We start from the raw sequence: 16,676 nt of genomic DNA, 5'->3' as shown, positions 1-16,676 counted from the left end.
ACCATGCCTGGTCCAGCCGTGCAGCATGAAAACATTCACGCGACAATGGTTTTGATCGGCGAGCGCGGCATTCTCGTCACCGGAGCCTCCGGTTCGGGCAAGACGACGCTGGCGCTGGCGCTCATCGATCATTGTCGCCAACGCGGCCTGTTCTCGCGGCTCGTCGGTGACGATCAGCTCTTTGTCGAGGCGCATGCCGGGCGGCTGCTGTGCCGCGCTCCCGCCACCATAGAAGGCCTCGTCGAGGTGCCTGGGCTCGGGCCGCGAGCGGTGCCGTTCGAGCCCGCCGCCATCGTCGATTTGCATGTCCGCCTGACGCCGGCCGGTGAAACGGCACGCTTTCAGGAGGATGCCGACACCAGCATCGCCGGCTGTCGGGTGCCGCGCATCGATACGGTCGAACGCAACGTCGCTGCCGCCTTGCCGGTCGTGATGGCGCGGCTGTCGATCGCGCCTTTTCTATGATCCGTCCCGGGTTTTTTGCTGCAATGCGTCAAAATGGCATGCGCCTGAGCAATTTTGGGCTTGTCAACGGGCCGTGCGTCGACAAGATAGCGCTCCCGCCGCCTGGATTGGCTGGCGAGCATAAAATGCGCCTGTGAAGCGGCGATGACGGGAGCCACCAAAGAATGATCGGACTCGTGCTTGTAACGCACGGTCAACTGGCCACCGAGTTCCGACATGCCGTCGAACATGTCGTCGGGCCACAAGACAATTTCGAAACCGTGGCGATCGGTGCCGACGACGATATGGAGCAGCGTCGCCGCGACATCGTCGACGCTGTCGCCCGTGTCGACACCGGGGCGGGCGTCATCGTGCTGACCGACATGTTCGGCGGCACGCCCTCCAATCTTGCCATCTCGGTGATGGAATCCGGCCGCACCGAGGTGATCGCCGGCATGAACCTGCCGATGCTGATCAAGCTCTCCTCGATCCGCAAGGGCGACAATATGGCCGCCGCCCTCGACGAGGCGCAGGCTGCCGGCCGCAAATACATCAATGTCGCCAGCCAGCTCCTGAGCAGCAAATGACCGCGCTGTCCCCGGAAAAAGATCAGATAGTCCGGGATTTTCCCATCATCAACCAGCGTGGCCTGCACGCACGCGCTTCGGCGAAGTTCGTCCAGCTGGCCAGCGGCTTCGATGCCTCGGTGCATGTCGAGAAGGACGGCGTCAAGGTCGGCGGCACCTCGATCATGGGCCTGATGATGCTGGCGGCAAGCCCCGGCTATTCGATTCGTGTCACCGCCAGCGGGCCGCAAGCCCGGCAGGTCATCGACGCCCTGGAACAGCTGGTGGCGTCCCGCTTCGGCGAGGAATGCTGATCTGGTGGAGCGCCGATGCATGTCCGAAAGACATGCAGGGATAAAGATTTCTTTATATCCCATTGTCGTCCTTGCTCCGATCTGCTAGTCAGGCCGCCTATTCGCGCCCTTCGACGCGCCGACCGGCGCGGGCGCATCCGCAACCAATTCGCAAGCACATCATTCGCATCGGAGTACTGCCATGACGGGTAGCAAGGACTATGTGGTCGCCGACATCTCGCTTGCCGGCTGGGGCCGCAAGGAACTCGATATCGCCGAAACCGAAATGCCGGGCCTGATGGCCTGCCGTGAGGAATTCGGTCCCAAGCAGCCGCTCAAGGGTGCGCGCATCACCGGCTCGCTGCACATGACGATCCAGACGGCGGTGCTGATCGAGACGCTGAAGGTGCTGGGCGCCGATATCCGCTGGGCCTCCTGCAACATCTTCTCGACCCAGGACCATGCGGCCGCAGCCATCGCCGAAGCCGGCATCCCGGTGTTCGCCGTCAAGGGCGAGTCGCTCGAGGAATACTGGGACTACACCGACAAGATCTTCCAGTGGGCCGATGGCGGCCTCTCCAACATGATCCTCGATGATGGCGGCGACGCCACCATGTACATCCTGATCGGCGCCCGCGCAGAGGCCGGCGAGGACGTGCTGTCCAACCCGCAGAGCGAGGAAGAGGAATACTTCTACGCCCAGGTCAAGAAGCGCCTGAAGGCTTCGCCCGGCTTCTTCACCAAGCAGAAGGCGGCGATCCGCGGCGTCACCGAAGAGACGACCACCGGCGTCAACCGGCTCTATCAGCTGCAGAAGAAGGGCCTGCTGCCCTTCCCCGCCATCAACGTCAACGACTCGGTCACCAAGTCGAAGTTCGACAACAAATATGGCTGCAAGGAATCGCTGGTCGACGGCATCCGCCGCGGCACCGACACGATGATGGCCGGCAAGGTCGCTGTCGTGTGCGGCTATGGCGACGTCGGCAAGGGCTCGTCGGCCTCGCTCAAGGGCGCCGGCGCCCGCGTCAAGGTCACCGAGGTCGATCCGATCTGCGCCCTGCAGGCGGCGATGGACGGTTTTGAAGTCGTTACGCTGGAAGATGCGGCCCCCACCGCCGACATCGTCATCACCACCACCGGCAACAAGGATGTCGTCACCCTCGACCATATGCGCTCGATGAAGGACATGGTCATCGTCGGCAACATCGGCCACTTCGACAATGAGATCCAAGTCGCCGCACTGCGCAATCTGAAATGGACCAACGTCAAGCCGCAGGTCGATATGATCACCTTCGCGGACGGCAAGCGTATGATCCTTTTGTCGGAAGGGCGGCTGCTCAATCTCGGCAACGCCACCGGCCACCCGAGCTTCGTCATGTCGGCATCCTTCACCAACCAGGTGCTGGCCCAGATCGAGCTCTACACCAAGCCCGGCCAGTACGAGAACCAGGTCTATGTCCTGCCCAAGCATCTCGACGAAAAGGTCGCGCGCCTGCATCTCGACAAGCTCGGCGCCCGCCTGACCGAACTGTCGGGTGAACAAGCCGCTTATATCGGCGTCACGCCGCAGGGTCCGTTCAAGCCGGAACACTACCGCTATTAACCAAAGCTAAAATTGCTACCAGATATTGAGGCCGGGCGATTGACTTTTCGCCCGGCTTTATTTTTGCGCGCCATCAGCCTTCACGGCGATTCGGCGAGGGGTTATTGTCAGGTGATTCGGCGATGCTTCCAGCCCGAGAGGGTCAAGAGAGGCACGCATCAGGGCGGTCTTGCATTCAGGCGGCGGAGAGGACCAAGACATGCCGGGGCAACACCCGCACAGAGCGGGACGGGCCGTTTCCGGCGGCCATGACGATTCGGGGATTGCTGGTTCCGCCCAGGAAGGCGGGAGCCTGTCCTGGCGCGCCCGTGCGTCGACACTCCTTGCCACCTCCGCGCTCGCGGTCCCCTTGGCTGGCGCCGTCGCGCATGCCGAAACCGCTGCTGCCAGCGTCGCTGGACTGTCGCTGAGCGCCATCGAGGTCATGCAGCTTGCCGTGTTCGTCGGCGTGACGGGTGCCGCACTGATATCGGCCATCGTTCTCATCCGCGAAAGAGCCCGCACCTCGGCGGAGAATGTCGAACTCAGGAGCCGCCTCGCCGACATCAACGCGGCGCTCCGCCGCTCCGAGGCGCTGCTCAATCTGCGCGACCAGCGCGTCGTCGTCTGGGCCGCGGAAAACAAGAAGCCAGAGCTCATCGGCACATTGCCCGTCGAAAGCGGCGCTCCCGAGGATAGGGCCGCTTTTCTCGCTTTCGGCCGCTGGCTGATGCCGCGTTCGGCGGCGGCACTCGAACATGCCGTCGCGGGATTGCGCGAGAAGGCCAAACCCTTCGACCTCGTCATCGAATCGCAGGCCGGCGCGCCGCTCGAAGTGCATGGCCGCAAGAGTGCCGCGCATGTGCTTGTGCGTTTTGTCTCGCTTTCGGAGACGCAGCGCAGCCAGGCCAGGCTGAAGATCGAGAACCAGCGGCTGGCCGCCGACCACGACACGATGATCGGCCTGCTCGACGCGCTGAACATGCCGGCATGGCTCCGCGGCGAGGATGGCGGGCTGAAGTGGGTCAACCGCGCCTATGCCGATGCCGTCGAAGCCGAAAATGCCGAAGCCGCGGTTCGGGAGAAGAAAGAGTTCCTCGGCGGCCAGGCGCGCGATGCGATTGCCGCCCAGCACAAGACGCATCCGGTTTTCGAGCAGTCGCTGTCCACCGTGATCGAAGGTGACCGCCGTGTGTTCGCGGTCACCGATTTCGCCGGCAGCGATGGCTCGGCCGGCCTTGCCTGTGACACCAGTGCCATCGAGACCGTTCGCGGCGAATACGAACGAACCGTCAGGAGCCACGCCGACACGCTCGACCAGCTCAACACGGCGGTAGCGATCTTCGATACCGACGAGAAGCTGCGGTTCTTCAACCAGGCCTTCCAGAAGCTTTGGGGTCTGGATGCAGGCTTCCTGCACAGCGCACCCGACAATGCCTTGCTGCTCGACCGGCTGCGCAGCGAAGGCAAGATCGCCGAACAGCCTGAATGGCGCCGCTGGAAGGAAGGCCTGCTCGGCGCCTATCGCGCCGTCGAATCCCAGGAACATTGGTGGCATCTGCCTGATGGCAAGACCATCCGCGTCGTCGCCAATCCGCAACCCAAGGGCGGCGTGACCTGGGTGTTCGAGAACCTGACCGAGAAGATGGACCTCGAGAGCCGCTACCAGACAGCGGTGCGGGTCCAGGGCGAGACGCTCGACAATCTTGCCGAAGGCGTGGCGGTGTTCGGACCCGACGGCAGGCTCCGGCTGTCGAATCCTGCCTTTGCCACACTCTGGGGTTTGAGCGGCGAAGCGGCCAAGCCCAGTGTCCACGTGTCGACGATACGCGACCTCTGCGACCGGCAGGCCGCGGACAGCCCCTGGCCCAGCTTCGTTGCCGCCATCACCGGCTTCGACGACGAGCGCCGCGACCGCCACGGACAGACCGAGCTCAACAACGGCAATGTGCTGAGTTACGCCATGATCCCGCTGCCCAACGGGCAAGTGATGATGACCTTCGTCGACGTCACCGACAGCGTCCATGTCGAACGGGCGCTGAAGGACAAGAACGAGGCGCTGCAGAAATCCGACCAGCTCAAGAACGAATTCGTCCAGCACGTCTCCTACGAACTGCGCTCGCCGCTGACCAATATCATCGGCTTCACCGAATTGCTGTCGCTACCCACGACCGGTCCGCTGACGCAGAAACAGCGCGAATATGTCGAGCATGTCAGCTCGTCCTCCTCGGTCCTGCTCACCATCGTCAACGATATCCTGGACCTGGCGACGGTCGACGCCGGCATCATGCAGCTCGACATTTCCGAGGTGCAGGTCGATCGCACCATCGCCGCTGCGGCTGAGCTGGTGGCCGACCGGCTGGAAGAGCATTCGATCAGTCTCCAGGTCGACGCCATCGCGGCGCCGAAGACGTTTCACGGCGATGAGGTCCGCGTCCGCCAGATCCTCTACAATCTGCTCAGCAACGCCGCCAATTACGCGCCGGAAGCCAGCATCATCCGGCTCACCTGCCGCCATCTGGCGGATGGGGTGGAATTCTCGGTTCATGACGATGGTCCCGGCATGCCGCCGGATGTGCTGGATTCGGTGTTCCGCCGTTTCGAGCCGCGCGCCAATGGCGGCCGCCGGCGCGGCGCCGGCCTCGGCCTGTCGATCGTCAAGAGCTTTGTCGAACTGCATGGCGGCAGCGTTCGCATCGAAACCGGCAAGGACAAGGGCACGACCGTCATCTGCACCTTTCCAGACATGCCGGGCATCCGCGCCGCGGCCGAGTAGCGCGTTCGATGACCGGACTGGTGCTGGAGCGATTACTCGCCGACGAGACCCACACAGCGCGGCTGGGCGAGGATCTGGCGCTGTCGCTGCGCCCGGGCGACGTGCTTGCCCTCAAGGGCGATCTCGGCGCCGGCAAGTCGACACTGGCGCGGGCCTTGATCAGGACCCTGGCCGACGATACCGGTCTCGACGTTCCGAGCCCGACCTTCACATTGGTGCAGAGCTACGACACCCGCATTCCGGTCCATCATTTCGATCTCTACCGCCTGTCCTCGGCGGCCGAGATCGATGAGCTTGGGTTCGACGAAGCCCTGGCGCAGGGTGCTGCTTTGGTCGAATGGCCGGAACGGGCGGAAGCCCATCTGCCGAAAACCACGATCCTGATAGAGCTCGTCCAGCATGGCGACGGCCGGCTGGCGCGATTGTCGGGGCAGGGAACGGCCTTCGATCGGGCGGCACGGTCGTTGGCCATGCGCGACTTTCTCGTGAGCGCCGGCTGGGCGCAAGCGCAGCGCCGCCATTTCATTGGCGATGCTTCGGCCCGCTCCTACGAGATCGTTTCGCTGCCGGACCAGAAGCCGCAAGTGTTGATGAACTCGCCACGGCTGGTGCTCGGTCCGCCGGTTCGCGACGGCAGGCCCTATGCCGAGATCGCGCACACCGCCCAGTCGGTCTCCGCTTTCGTCGCCATCGACCGCGCCTTGAAGGCAGGCGGCGTCAGCGTTCCGGAAATCCATGCCGAGGACCAGGAGCAGGGATTCCTGCTGCTCGAACATCTTGGTTCCGAAGGCTTCCTCGGCAGTGATGGCCAGCCGCTGCCCGCGCGCTGCGCGGCGGCGGCCGAGTTGCTGGCCATGATGCATGGCAGGACCTGGCCCCGGCGCCTGGAAACAGGACACGACGGCTTCCACGAGGTGCCGCCTTTCGACCGCGATGCCATGATGATCGAAGCCGATCTGCTGGTCGACTGGTACGTGCCGGCAATCTCTGGCGCCCCGGCAAGCGATGCCTTGCGCGCCGGTTACCACAAGCAATGGAATGCGCTGCTCGACCGGCTGCACGGCCGCGAGGTCACGCTGATGCTGCGCGACTTCCATTCGCCAAACATCATCTGGCGCGGCGACCGTTCAGGGCATGATCGGCTGGGCATCGTCGATTTCCAGGATGCGCTGATCGGCCCTTCCGCCTATGACGTCGCCTCGCTCGCCATGGACGCGCGTGTTACGATGTCGCCCGAGATCGAGAGAAAGACGCTGGATACCTATGTCGCGGCGCGCCACGCAGCCGGCGCTTTCGACGAGGCAAGCTTCCTGGAATCCTACGCCATCATGGCGGCGCAGCGAAATTCCAAGATCCTCGGCATCTTCGTCCGCCTCGAAAAACGCGACGGCAAGCCCTATTATCTGAAGCACCTGCCGCGCATTCGCGATTATCTGCGCCGGGCCTTGTCTCATCCGGCGCTGGCAAGCCTGCGCGCCTTCTACGACGCCCATGGTTTGCTGGAGGAGCGAGCGCTGTGACAGCAGGACTGGACACCGCAATCGTACTCGCCGCCGGGCTCGGCAAGCGCATGCGGCCGATCACCGACACCACTCCCAAGCCGCTGGTCAGGATTGCCGGTAAGACGTTGCTGGACTGGAGCCTCGACAGCCTGGCAGCCGCCGGCGTCGGCAAGGCGGTCGTCAACGTCCACTACTTTCCCGAACAGATCGTCGCTCATGTCACTGCCCGCCGCGCGCCAAAAATCGTCATTTCCGATGAGAGCGAACAACTGCTCGATTCCGCCGGCGGCATCGTCAAGGCGCTGCCGGAATTGGGCGATCAGTCCTTCTACATCCTCAACGCCGACACCTTCTGGATTGACCAAGGTCCTCTCAATCTCGATCGCCTCGCCCTTGCATGGGACGCGGCGAAAATGGATATTCTGCTGATGCTGGCGGATCTCCAACAGGCGACCGGACACAGCGGCTCCACCGATTTCCTGGTGGCGCCGGATGGCGGCTTGCGGCGTTCGAAAGGTGACCCGGCGGGGCTGATCTATGCCGGCGCGGCGATCGTCCATCCGCGCCTGTTCAAGGGCGCACCGGCCGGGCCACACTCGCTCAACGCCTATTTCGATTCCGCCATCGCCGCGGGGCGCCTGTTCGGCATGCCCATGCATGGCCACTGGATCACCGTAGGCACGCCCGATGCCATTGCGCCTGCGGAAGCGGCGGTCGCCGGCGCACTGACCGAGTCGCAATGAGCGGCTCAAGCCGCGTTTTCTCGATCCCGCCCGGAGCGCCGTTTCTGCCGACGCTTGCCGAGGCGCTGCTTGCCGGTCGTCTTGTTCCGGGGTTTCGATTCGACGGCGACCCGCTCGCTTTGGCCGATGTCACCATCTATGTGCCGACACGCCGTGCCGCGCGTGCCTTGCGGGGTGTCTTCGTCGACAGCCTGGCGGCACGCGGCGGCGGCGGCTCGGCAATCCTGCCGGTCATCCGGCCACTCGGCGAGTTCGACGAGGATGAGGCCGCGTTCGAGACCGAGGCATCGGCAGCCATCGATCTCGCGCCGCCGATTTCGGCAACCGAACGCCTGTTGCTGCTGACGCCGCTGGTGCGCGCCTGGAAACGCCGGCTACCGGCGCATGTCGCCGCCCTTTTCGCCGAGGAGATCGTCATCCCGGCTTCCACCGCCGACGCGATCTGGCTGGCGCGCGATCTCGCCCGGCTGATGGACGAGATCGAGACGGAAGGCACCGACTGGGCCAAGCTCACCGATCTGGTGACCGGCAATCTTGCCGGATGGTGGCAGGTGACGCTGGAATTCCTCGGCATCGTCACCGAAGCCTGGCCGAAATTCCTTGAAGAGAGCGATCGCTCCAATCCGGCCGCGCACCGCAGTGCGCTGATCCGCGCCGAGGCGGCGCGGCTGCTGCGCAATCCGCCCGCTGGCCCGGTCATCGCCGCGGGCTCGACCGGCTCGATCCCCGCCACGGCCGAACTGCTTGCCGCGATCGCGCGCTTGCCCGGCGGCGCCATCGTGCTGCCTGGCCTCGACCGGACGCTGGACGAGGCGTCGTTCCAGGCGATTGCCGCGCCCGGGGCACGTCCGGCGGTGCTCGGCCACCCGCAATATGGCCTGGCCAGGCTGATCGCCAAGATCGGCGTGCTGCGCGGCGACGTCGAGGAGATTGGCGTGGCCGAACCGCGACTTGCGCTTCGCGCCGCCCTTGTCGGCGAAGCGCTGCGGCCGGCTGAAACCACCGAACTCTGGGCCGAGACACGTGCCGGTTTCCCGGCGTCCGACATTGCCGGCGCCTTCGCCGAGGTGACCTTGCTCGAAGCTGCCAGCGAACGCGATGAAGCCGTTGCCATCGCCGTCGCACTCAAGCGCGCGGTCGAACAGCCCGGCCAAAGGGCGGCTCTCGTCACCGGCGACCGCGCATTGGCGCGGCGCGTCTCGATCGAGCTCCAACGCTTCGGCGTCGTCGCCGACGATTCCGGTGGCACGCCGCTCGCCAACACCCCGGCGGCCAGCCTGCTCAGGCTGGCGCTCGAGGCGCTGTTCCGGCCAGGCGATCCGGTTGGCCTGTTGTCGCTGCTCAAGCATCCGCTGCTTGGCCTTGGCCTTGAACGGGCCGATGTGCGCCACGCGGCGGAGCTGATCGAACTGGTGGCGCTGCGCGGTGGCACCGGCCGCCCCGACATCGTTTCGCTACCGGAACTGTTCGAGGCCCGCCTCACCGGCCTGGGTGGCGGCAGCCGGCCCCCCTTCTGGTTTTCCCGGTTGACTGTGCGTGCCATCGAAACCGCCCGGAGTTTGCTCGAACGTCTCAAGCAGGCGCTGGCGCCGCTCGCAGTCTTCCGCGGCCGGGATGATGCCGACCTTGCCGCGCTTGTCAGGGCCAGTGTCGTCATACTCGAAAATCTCGGCCGCACCGCCGACGGCGGCCTTGGCGAACTCTATGCCGGTGACGCCGGTGAAAAGCTTGCCGAACTGCTGCGCGGGCTGGTCGCGGCTTCGGCTTCGCTGTCCTTCGCAGCGGCCGAGTGGCCCGATATCATGGCGGCGCTGATCGCACCTGAAACGGTCAAGCCGGCACAAGGCACCGACCGGAACATCGCCATCTGGGGCGCGCTGGAAGCGCGCTTGCAGACCGTCGACACGCTGGTCATCGGCGGGCTCAATGAGGGCGTATGGCCGCGCAAGCCCGAGAGCGACCGCTTCATGTCGCGGCTGATGAAGACCGGCATCGACCTCGAACCGCCCGAGCGGCGCATCGGCCTTGCCGCGCATGATTTCCAGATGGCCATGGGCGCTGGGAAAGTGGTGCTGTCCCGCTCGGCACGGGCCGGCGACGCACCCGCCGTGCCGTCGCGCTGGCTGCAGCGACTGCTGACCTTCATCGGCAGCGACCAGGCAGCGGAATTGCGCCGGCGTGGCGACGAACTGCTCGCGTGGGCGCGCGCGCTGGATACCGGGCCAAGACAGGATTTCGCGCCACGGCCGCAGCCGAAGCCGCCGCTGTCGGTGCGCCCGACGCATTTCTCGGTCACCGAGATCGAGACCCTGCGCCGTGACCCCTACGCCGTCTATGCAAGACGGATCCTCGGCCTGATGCCGCTCGATCCGGTCATTCGCGACCCCGGAGCCGCCGAGCGCGGCACGCTGTTTCACGCCATCCTGCACCTGTTCTCAGGCAGCGTCGCCGATCCGCGCGCGCCCGATGCGCTTGCCGGCCTTATCACTGCAGGCCGCGCCTGTTTCGCCGAAGCAGCCCTTCCGGCCGATGTCGAGGCGGTGTGGTGGCCGCGCTTCGAAAAACTTGCCGCCAACATCATCGAGTGGGAGCGCACGCGCGCCGATGCGGTGACAAGGCGCCATGCCGAGGAGCGCGCCGGCAAGACTGTCGTGGGCCAATCCGGCGTGACTCTGTCTGGCTACGCCGACCGGGTCGATCTGCTGGCCGGCGGCATGGCCGACATACTTGATTACAAGACCGGCTCCTCGCCGTCCAAGGCGCAGGCGCACACACTGCTTGCGCCGCAACTGCCGTTGGAGGGCGCGCTGCTCAGGCGCGGCGCCTTCAAGGATCTGGGCCCGCGCGAGCCCTCTCAACTGGCCTTCATCAGGCTGAAGCCGAATGGCGAGGTGTTCGAGGAATCCATCCTCGAACACAATCGCCAGCCGCGGACCGCGACCGATCTTGCCGAAGAGGCCTGGGCGCGGCTGGAAAAGCTCTTGATCCACTATGCCGATCCTGCGACGGGTTATCTGTCGCGCGCGCTGCCGTTCCGCGAAGGCGAGACTGATGGCGACTACGACCATCTTGCCCGCGTGCTCGAATGGTCGGCAGGCGGCGATGCCGGTGACGAGGGAGGGGAGGCATGAAAAAGGCCTATCCGATCCCCAGCGACACCGCGACCAGCCAGGCCCGCGCCGCCGATCCCGGCAATTCCGCCTGGGTGTCGGCGAATGCCGGATCCGGCAAGACCCATGTGCTGGCCCAGCGCGTCATCCGGCTGCTGCTACGCGGCACCGATCCGTCGAAGATCCTGTGCCTGACCTATACGCGTGCCGCCGCCGCCAACATGTCGAACCGGGTGTTCTCGACGCTGTCGGAGTGGACGACGCTTGGTGACGCGGACCTTGCGGCAAAGGTCGAGGCGCTGGAGGGCCGCCGGCCCGATCTCGAGACCATGCGCCGGGCGCGGCGCCTGTTCGCCGAGGCGCTGGAAACACCCGGTGGACTGAAGATCCAGACCATCCATGCCTTCTGCGAATCGGTGCTGCACCAGTTCCCGCTGGAAGCCAATATCCCGGCCCATTTCGAGATGCTCGACGGCCAGATGGAGGCCTCGCTGTTTGCCGCGGCTCGCCGCGAGATGATTTCGGGCACATCCGCCGGTGACAAGGATCTGGCTGAGGCTTTTGCCGCCATTCTCGATCGGGGCGGCGAAGCCGGGCTAGACGCCTTGCTGGGTGAGATCGTGCGCAAGCGCGACGGCTTGCGCAATTTCATCGACGCCCTCGGGCGTGACGGCACGCGCTTCCAGGCCCTGTTCGACGAATTCCATTTCCATCCAGGCCAGACGGCCGAGGGCATAGCCGCTTCGGTATGGCCGTTGCCGGGTTTCCTGCCCGACTATTTTGCCGGCTTCGCCCACGCAGCCGAGGCCACCGACGCCAGATCGGTGCTGAACAACATCCTGCCCTATGCGCGGCAGGCTTTCGCCGAGGGCGATCCCATTCGGCGCCTGCAACTGCTCGCGCGAGCCTTCCTCAAGACCGATGGCGACGCCTACGACCCGGCAAAGGCCTTCAAGAAGGCCCTGGTCGACCGGCTGCCGGATCTGGCGGAGCGCTATTTCTCGGCCGCCAACGCCATCGTCGAAACCACCGACCGGCTGGCCCTGTTCCGGATGCTGGAGGGTACAAGAGCGGCGCTGACCATCGCCGACTGGCTGATCGCCCGCTACGAAATGCTGAAGCGCAGCCGCGGCTTTCTCGATTTCAACGACCTGATCACCCGCACCGTCAACCTGCTGGCGCGACCAGACGCCGGCCCCTGGGTGCAGTACAAGCTCGACCAGGGCATCGACCATATCCTGCTCGATGAAGCGCAGGACACCAGTCCGGACCAATGGGAAGTGGTGAAACGGCTGGCGGAAGAATTCTTTGCCGGCTTGGGCGCGCGCGACAGGGTCCATCGCACGGTCTTCGCCGTCGGCGACGAGAAGCAGTCGATCTATTCGTTCCAGGGTGCCGCCCCGGACTCCTTCGCCGACAGCCGGCTGTTGTTCGCGGGACGAGTGCGTGACGCAAAGGCGTCCTTTGCCGACCTCAAGCTGACCTGGTCATTCCGCTCGACCGACGATGTTCTGACCGCGGTCGACCGCGTCTTTGCCGACGCGAGCGTGCGGCGCGGCATCAGCCATGATCCCGATCCGCTGCGCCACCAGGCGATCCGCACCGACGCACCGGGCTATGTCGAGGTGTGGCCGTCAGTCGGCGCCGATGTCGTCGATGAGCCCGACGACTGGACGCAAGCCATCGACCATGCGCACGCGCCGGCGGTGCGCGTGGCCGAGAACGTCGCCGCCACCATAGCCGGCTGGATCGGCACCGGTGAGATCATCGAGGGTCGCGGCAAGCGGCTGCGACCGGGCGATGTGCTGGTGCTGGTGCGCAAACGCGATCGCTTTGTCCATGCGCTGACCCGCGCACTCAAACGCCGCGACATTCCGGTCGCCGGCGCCGACCGGCTGAGCCTGCCCGGGCACATCGCGGTCAAGGACCTGATTGCGCTCGGTCACCTCCTCATCCAGCCGCAGGACGACCTGTCGCTCGCCGCCGTGCTGCGCAGCCCGATCTTCGATCTGCCGGAAGAGACGCTTTTCACGCTCGCCGCGCAGAGGCCGGCTGGCCTGTCGTTGATCGCATCGCTGCGCCAGCACGCCGGCGAGAGCGAGAGACTGGCGAAGATCGTCGCTCAGGTCGACATCTGGACGAACGAGGCCGCCTTCAAACCGGTGTTCGAGTTTTACGCTGGCCTGCTGGCGCGCGATGGCGTGCGCCGCAAGATGATCGCGCGGCTCGGGCCCGAAGCCGGCGACATTCTCGACGAGTTCCTGAGCTTCTGCCTTGCCGAGGAGCGAACCGGCCTGCCGGGGCTGGAAGCCTTCCTGTCGACGCTGGAAAACGCCGGTCCCGAGATCAAGCGGGAGATGGACCAGACCCGCGACGAGGTCCGGGTCATGACCGGGCACGCTGCCAAGGGGCTGGAAGCGCCGGTCGTGTTCCTGGTCGATGGCGGTTCCGCCCCGTTCAGCGACCAGCATCTGCCACGCCTGATGCCCTTCGACGGCTCCGGCGCAAACTGGGACGGCAAGGGCTATCTCTGGCGCTCGGCCAGCGACGTCGCCAATGGCTTTTCGAAAGCAGCGGCAGCGCGGGCACGGGAACTCGCCGACGACGAATACCGCCGGCTGCTCTATGTCGGCATGACCCGCGCCGAGGACCGGCTGATCGTCTGCGGCTATCACGGCAAGCGGGCGCCGAACGCCGGCACCTGGCACTCGATCGTCAGCCGCGCGCTGATCGGCGCGCCGGAAAGCGAACAGCGTGCGCATCCCGCCGGCGGCGAGCCGGTGCATCGTTTCCATGTCACCAAGCTGCCGCCGGTCGCACAGGCTTCCAGCGAGCAGGCGCGGCCGACGGATGCTTTCGGACCTTTGCCGGCGACTTTGTTCCGGCCCTTGCCGCCCTTCGAGGATCTGCCGCGCCCGCTGTCGCCATCCGGCGCCTCGGCACTGATCGACGAAGGCAAGGAAGCCGTGGTCGACAAGGCGTCGCCGGTGCTCGATGCCGATGCCGAGCCGGGCTTTGCCGTGCTGCGGGGGCTTGCCCTGCACAAACTGCTGCAGATGTTGCCCGGCATTGCCGAGCCCGAACGTCAGGGCGCGGCGGAGCGCTATCTCGCACGAACGGGTGCGGACTGGCCCCAATCAGAGCGGGAAAGGGCCCTGGCGTCGGTCACGACCATCCTTGCCGATCCCCGCTTCGGTCAGCTGTTTGCGCCATCCTCGCGTGCCGAGGTCGCGATCATGGGCAGCTTGGAGGTCAAGGGCAAGAAGCGCTCGATTTCCGGCAAGATCGACCGGTTGGCGGTGACATCGGACAGTGTGTCGATCGTTGACTACAAGACCAATCGGCCGGCGCCCGCCACTCTGGCCGAGGTGCCGCCGGCCTATGTCCTGCAGCTCGCTCTCTATCGCGCCTTGTTGCAACCGCTTTATCCCGGCCGCACGGTCAAGGCGGCTTTGCTGTTCACCGAGGCGCCGCGGCTGATCGAACTGCCGGCGAGCGCCATGGACGACGCTCTTGCTCGACTCACGCGAGCGTGACACAACACCTGCTTGAAGAAGGGCGCGACCACCACCACATTTGGTGAGACAAAAACTTTCGAAAGGATTTTCCGCATGGGTGCCACCGTTAAGGTCGACAAGAGCAATTTCCAGGCCGACGTGCTTGACGCCAGCGTACCGGTCGTCGTCGATTTCTGGGCGGAATGGTGCGGTCCGTGCAAGATGATCGCGCCGGCGCTCGAAGACATCGCCACCGAACTCGGCGCCAAGGTCAAGATCGCCAAGCTCAACATCGACGAGAATCCAGAGCTTGCCGCCCAGTTCGGCGTGCGCTCGATCCCGACGCTGATGATCTTCAAGGGCGGCGAAATGGCCGACATGAAGGTGGGTGCGGCGCCGAAGACCGCGCTGTCGCACTGGATCAATGGCAACCTCGCCTGACCTATCTGAAATTCCTGATATCAAGCCCGGCCTCGCGCCGGGCTTTTTGTTGGCGTCATTGGTAACAGGCTCTGGCCCTCACATCCGGGCAATCCATGTTTTCTGTTGGCAGCGCAAGCAGGGAGAAATGATATGACCGGATCCGCCAAGGCCACCGTCTTCATCGACAATGAGCGCGTCATCGTCACCGAATACCGCTTCCAGCCCGGCGACAATACCGGCTGGCATCGCCATGGCCATGACTATGTCGTGGTGCCGCTGATGGACGGCAAGGTGAAGCTGGTGACCAAGGATGGCGAGAGCTTCGCCGAGATGAAGAAGGGCGCACCCTATTTCCGCAAGGAAGGCGTCGAGCACGACGTGATCAGCGCCAATGAGGGTGAATACGCCTTCATCGAGATCGAGCTGAAGTGATGGCGTGCCATCATCTGCCATCTTGATGGCAGGGGCAGGAAAGGCTATATCTTTTTCAAAAGGGAGTTTGAAATGGCCGAACCCCAGCTTTCCGTCCGCAGCGCAAAAGCACGTGATCTTGCGCATCGACTCGCTCGTCGCGAAAACCGCTCAATAGCTGATATCGTCGAACGCGCGCTTGAATCCTATGAGATTCGCGAGGCCGGGCGAGAACCGGCATCTGCCTTCTACTCTCGCCTGACGGCAAGCGTTGGCGTCGACATCGATCTGGAAAAAATCATCCGGGAAAGCCGCAAGGTTCATACAGGGCCGGAGCTTTGATTTTCGTCGACACCAATGTGATTTCAGAGAGCCTTAGAAAGGCGCCTGACGCGGCTGTCATGGCTTGGCTGGTCCGCAACGATACCGAACTGGCGCTTCCCACGGTGGCGATTGCCGAAATCGCTTTCGGTATCCAAAAGATACGACCTGACGAGCGTGCCGATCGCCTGGAGCAAGGTCTCTCCCAATGGCGCCATCGCTTTGCCGGTCGCATTTTTGGGCTGACGGAGGAGGCGGCTCTGGCTTATGGCGAGATTATGGGAACGGCGACGCGCCAGGGCCGGGGCGTGTCGGCACCCGATGGCATGATTGCAGCGATAGCGCGCGTGAATGGCGGTCGGCTGGCAACGCGTAACCTGAATGACTTCGGCCCGGCCAACCTCGAGCTGATCTCACCTTGGGATTTCTAATGCATGTCGCCCAAAAGTGATCTCGGTTTTGGGAAGACGAGATGCATAAAAACAATGGCCTAAAGCGGGTCACCTGAACCGTTCAGACGCGACACGCTTTAGGGCGTTCACCGTTTCACGGAAAAGGAGGAATGCTCTACCAGTCGGCGATGCGGTCGCCGCCGGCGAACTGTGCGCTTTTGCCGGTGTATTCGAACAGCTCGATCTTCACGCCGTTGGGATCGCGGATCCACGCCTGGAAAGTGTCGTCGCAGGCGTGCTTCTTGGCCGTGACGTCGATGCCCTTCGATTTGATGTGATCGATCGCAGCATCGATGTTTTCCACCTCAAGGCAGAAATGGTTGATCTGGTTCTGCTCGGTGTAGTCCGTGCCGTCCTTCTGGAACACCTCGATGTGGCTGCGCCCGCCGCAATTGAGGTAGAACCCGAAAATCTTGCCGTCGCGCAGGAAATTGAACTGCGTATCCAGGCCCAGCACGTCGCGATAGAAGCTTCGCGTTGCCTCCAGGTCATGCGCGAAGATGCAGACGTGGGCGAGTTGCTTGACCTTGATCATGACGGGTTCCTCGCAACTCCG

Annotated in this window: 14 protein-coding genes; 13 read left to right on the top strand and 1 reads right to left on the bottom strand. The window is 64.6% G+C overall.

Translation table 11 applies throughout. The features are described 5' to 3' along the window. Positions 1 to 3: 3 nt before the first annotated feature. From NKH52_RS23720 to NKH52_RS23660, 13 genes are all read left to right on the top strand, one after another. Positions 4 to 465: an HPr kinase/phosphorylase gene (locus NKH52_RS23720; protein ID WP_352967936.1), complete on the top strand. Its 462-nt coding sequence runs from the start codon at positions 4 to 6 to the stop codon at positions 463 to 465. Between the two features lie 164 nt (positions 466 to 629). Next, positions 630 to 1,031: a PTS sugar transporter subunit IIA gene (locus NKH52_RS23715; RefSeq protein WP_010912939.1), complete on the top strand. Its 402-nt coding sequence runs from the start codon at positions 630 to 632 to the stop codon at positions 1,029 to 1,031. Then, the gene (locus NKH52_RS23710; protein WP_352734347.1) at positions 1,028 to 1,324 is read left to right on the top strand and encodes an HPr family phosphocarrier protein; all 297 of its coding nucleotides are present in this window, start codon (positions 1,028 to 1,030) and stop codon (positions 1,322 to 1,324) included. The genes NKH52_RS23715 and NKH52_RS23710 overlap by 4 nt, the downstream gene beginning before the upstream one ends. A gap of 181 nt (positions 1,325 to 1,505) precedes the next feature. Further along, a complete protein-coding gene (gene ahcY / locus NKH52_RS23705; RefSeq protein WP_352734345.1) occupies positions 1,506 to 2,906 on the top strand; it encodes an adenosylhomocysteinase in 1,401 nt (466 codons plus the stop codon). A 199-nt stretch (positions 2,907 to 3,105) separates the two neighbouring features. After that, on the top strand, positions 3,106 to 5,661 hold the full coding sequence (locus tag NKH52_RS23700; RefSeq protein ID WP_352734343.1) for a sensor histidine kinase: 2,556 nt from the start codon (positions 3,106 to 3,108) through the stop codon (positions 5,659 to 5,661). Positions 5,662 to 5,669: 8 nt separating this feature from the next. Next, positions 5,670 to 7,181, top strand: coding sequence for a tRNA (adenosine(37)-N6)-threonylcarbamoyltransferase complex ATPase subunit type 1 TsaE (gene tsaE / locus NKH52_RS23695; RefSeq protein ID WP_352734341.1), 1,512 nt, complete (start codon positions 5,670 to 5,672; stop codon positions 7,179 to 7,181). Further along, positions 7,178 to 7,906, top strand: a complete 729-nt coding sequence (locus tag NKH52_RS23690; RefSeq protein ID WP_352734339.1) for a nucleotidyltransferase family protein — start codon at positions 7,178 to 7,180, stop codon at positions 7,904 to 7,906. Before tsaE ends, NKH52_RS23690 begins: the two co-directional genes overlap by 4 nt. Beyond that, the gene (gene addB / locus NKH52_RS23685) at positions 7,903 to 11,037 is read left to right on the top strand and encodes a double-strand break repair protein AddB (RefSeq protein WP_352734337.1); all 3,135 of its coding nucleotides are present in this window, start codon (positions 7,903 to 7,905) and stop codon (positions 11,035 to 11,037) included. The genes NKH52_RS23690 and addB overlap by 4 nt, the downstream gene beginning before the upstream one ends. Beyond that, positions 11,034 to 14,552 carry a double-strand break repair helicase AddA gene (addA, locus tag NKH52_RS23680; protein WP_352734335.1) on the top strand — a complete coding sequence of 1,173 codons (3,519 nt, stop codon included), beginning with the start codon at positions 11,034 to 11,036 and terminating at the stop codon, positions 14,550 to 14,552. Before addB ends, addA begins: the two co-directional genes overlap by 4 nt. A gap of 75 nt (positions 14,553 to 14,627) precedes the next feature. Continuing rightward, positions 14,628 to 14,954, top strand: a complete 327-nt coding sequence (trxA, locus tag NKH52_RS23675) for a thioredoxin (RefSeq protein ID WP_352734333.1) — start codon at positions 14,628 to 14,630, stop codon at positions 14,952 to 14,954. Positions 14,955 to 15,086: 132 nt separating this feature from the next. Then, positions 15,087 to 15,368: a cupin domain-containing protein gene (locus NKH52_RS23670; protein ID WP_127289572.1), complete on the top strand. Its 282-nt coding sequence runs from the start codon at positions 15,087 to 15,089 to the stop codon at positions 15,366 to 15,368. Between the two features lie 72 nt (positions 15,369 to 15,440). Next, complete coding sequence (locus NKH52_RS23665) at positions 15,441 to 15,689, top strand: plasmid stabilization protein (protein WP_127289574.1); 249 nt, start codon at positions 15,441 to 15,443, stop codon at positions 15,687 to 15,689. Continuing rightward, positions 15,686 to 16,099, top strand: a complete 414-nt coding sequence (locus tag NKH52_RS23660) for a type II toxin-antitoxin system VapC family toxin (RefSeq protein WP_352734330.1) — start codon at positions 15,686 to 15,688, stop codon at positions 16,097 to 16,099. Before NKH52_RS23665 ends, NKH52_RS23660 begins: the two co-directional genes overlap by 4 nt. Positions 16,100 to 16,235: 136 nt before the next feature. Here NKH52_RS23660 and NKH52_RS23655 read toward each other — a convergent pair whose 3' ends face one another. Continuing rightward, on the bottom strand, positions 16,236 to 16,655 hold the full coding sequence (locus NKH52_RS23655) for a VOC family protein (RefSeq protein WP_352734328.1): 420 nt from the start codon (positions 16,653 to 16,655) through the stop codon (positions 16,236 to 16,238). Between the last annotated feature and the right edge of the window lie 21 nt (positions 16,656 to 16,676).

This window comes from Mesorhizobium sp. M1066, assembly GCF_040318635.1.
Lineage (GTDB): Bacteria > Pseudomonadota > Alphaproteobacteria > Rhizobiales > Rhizobiaceae > Mesorhizobium.
This window is presented reverse-complemented; position numbering and strand designations above follow the sequence as displayed.

Excerpts from the sequence above, each read along its gene's own strand:
- NKH52_RS23720 (WP_352967936.1), top strand. The coding sequence starts at position 4 with ATGCCTGGTCCAGCCGTGCAGCATGAAAACATTCACGCGACAATGGTT.
- NKH52_RS23715 (WP_010912939.1), top strand. The coding sequence starts at position 630 with ATGATCGGACTCGTGCTTGTAACGCACGGTCAACTGGCCACCGAGTTC.
- NKH52_RS23710 (WP_352734347.1), top strand. The coding sequence starts at position 1,028 with ATGACCGCGCTGTCCCCGGAAAAAGATCAGATAGTCCGGGATTTTCCC.
- ahcY (WP_352734345.1), top strand. The coding sequence starts at position 1,506 with ATGACGGGTAGCAAGGACTATGTGGTCGCCGACATCTCGCTTGCCGGC.
- NKH52_RS23700 (WP_352734343.1), top strand. The coding sequence starts at position 3,106 with ATGCCGGGGCAACACCCGCACAGAGCGGGACGGGCCGTTTCCGGCGGC.
- tsaE (WP_352734341.1), top strand. The coding sequence starts at position 5,670 with ATGACCGGACTGGTGCTGGAGCGATTACTCGCCGACGAGACCCACACA.
- addB (WP_352734337.1), top strand. The coding sequence starts at position 7,903 with ATGAGCGGCTCAAGCCGCGTTTTCTCGATCCCGCCCGGAGCGCCGTTT.
- addA (WP_352734335.1), top strand. The coding sequence starts at position 11,034 with ATGAAAAAGGCCTATCCGATCCCCAGCGACACCGCGACCAGCCAGGCC.
- trxA (WP_352734333.1), top strand. The coding sequence starts at position 14,628 with ATGGGTGCCACCGTTAAGGTCGACAAGAGCAATTTCCAGGCCGACGTG.
- NKH52_RS23670 (WP_127289572.1), top strand. The coding sequence starts at position 15,087 with ATGACCGGATCCGCCAAGGCCACCGTCTTCATCGACAATGAGCGCGTC.
- NKH52_RS23665 (WP_127289574.1), top strand. The coding sequence starts at position 15,441 with ATGGCCGAACCCCAGCTTTCCGTCCGCAGCGCAAAAGCACGTGATCTT.
- NKH52_RS23655 (WP_352734328.1), bottom strand. The coding sequence starts at position 16,655 with ATGATCAAGGTCAAGCAACTCGCCCACGTCTGCATCTTCGCGCATGAC.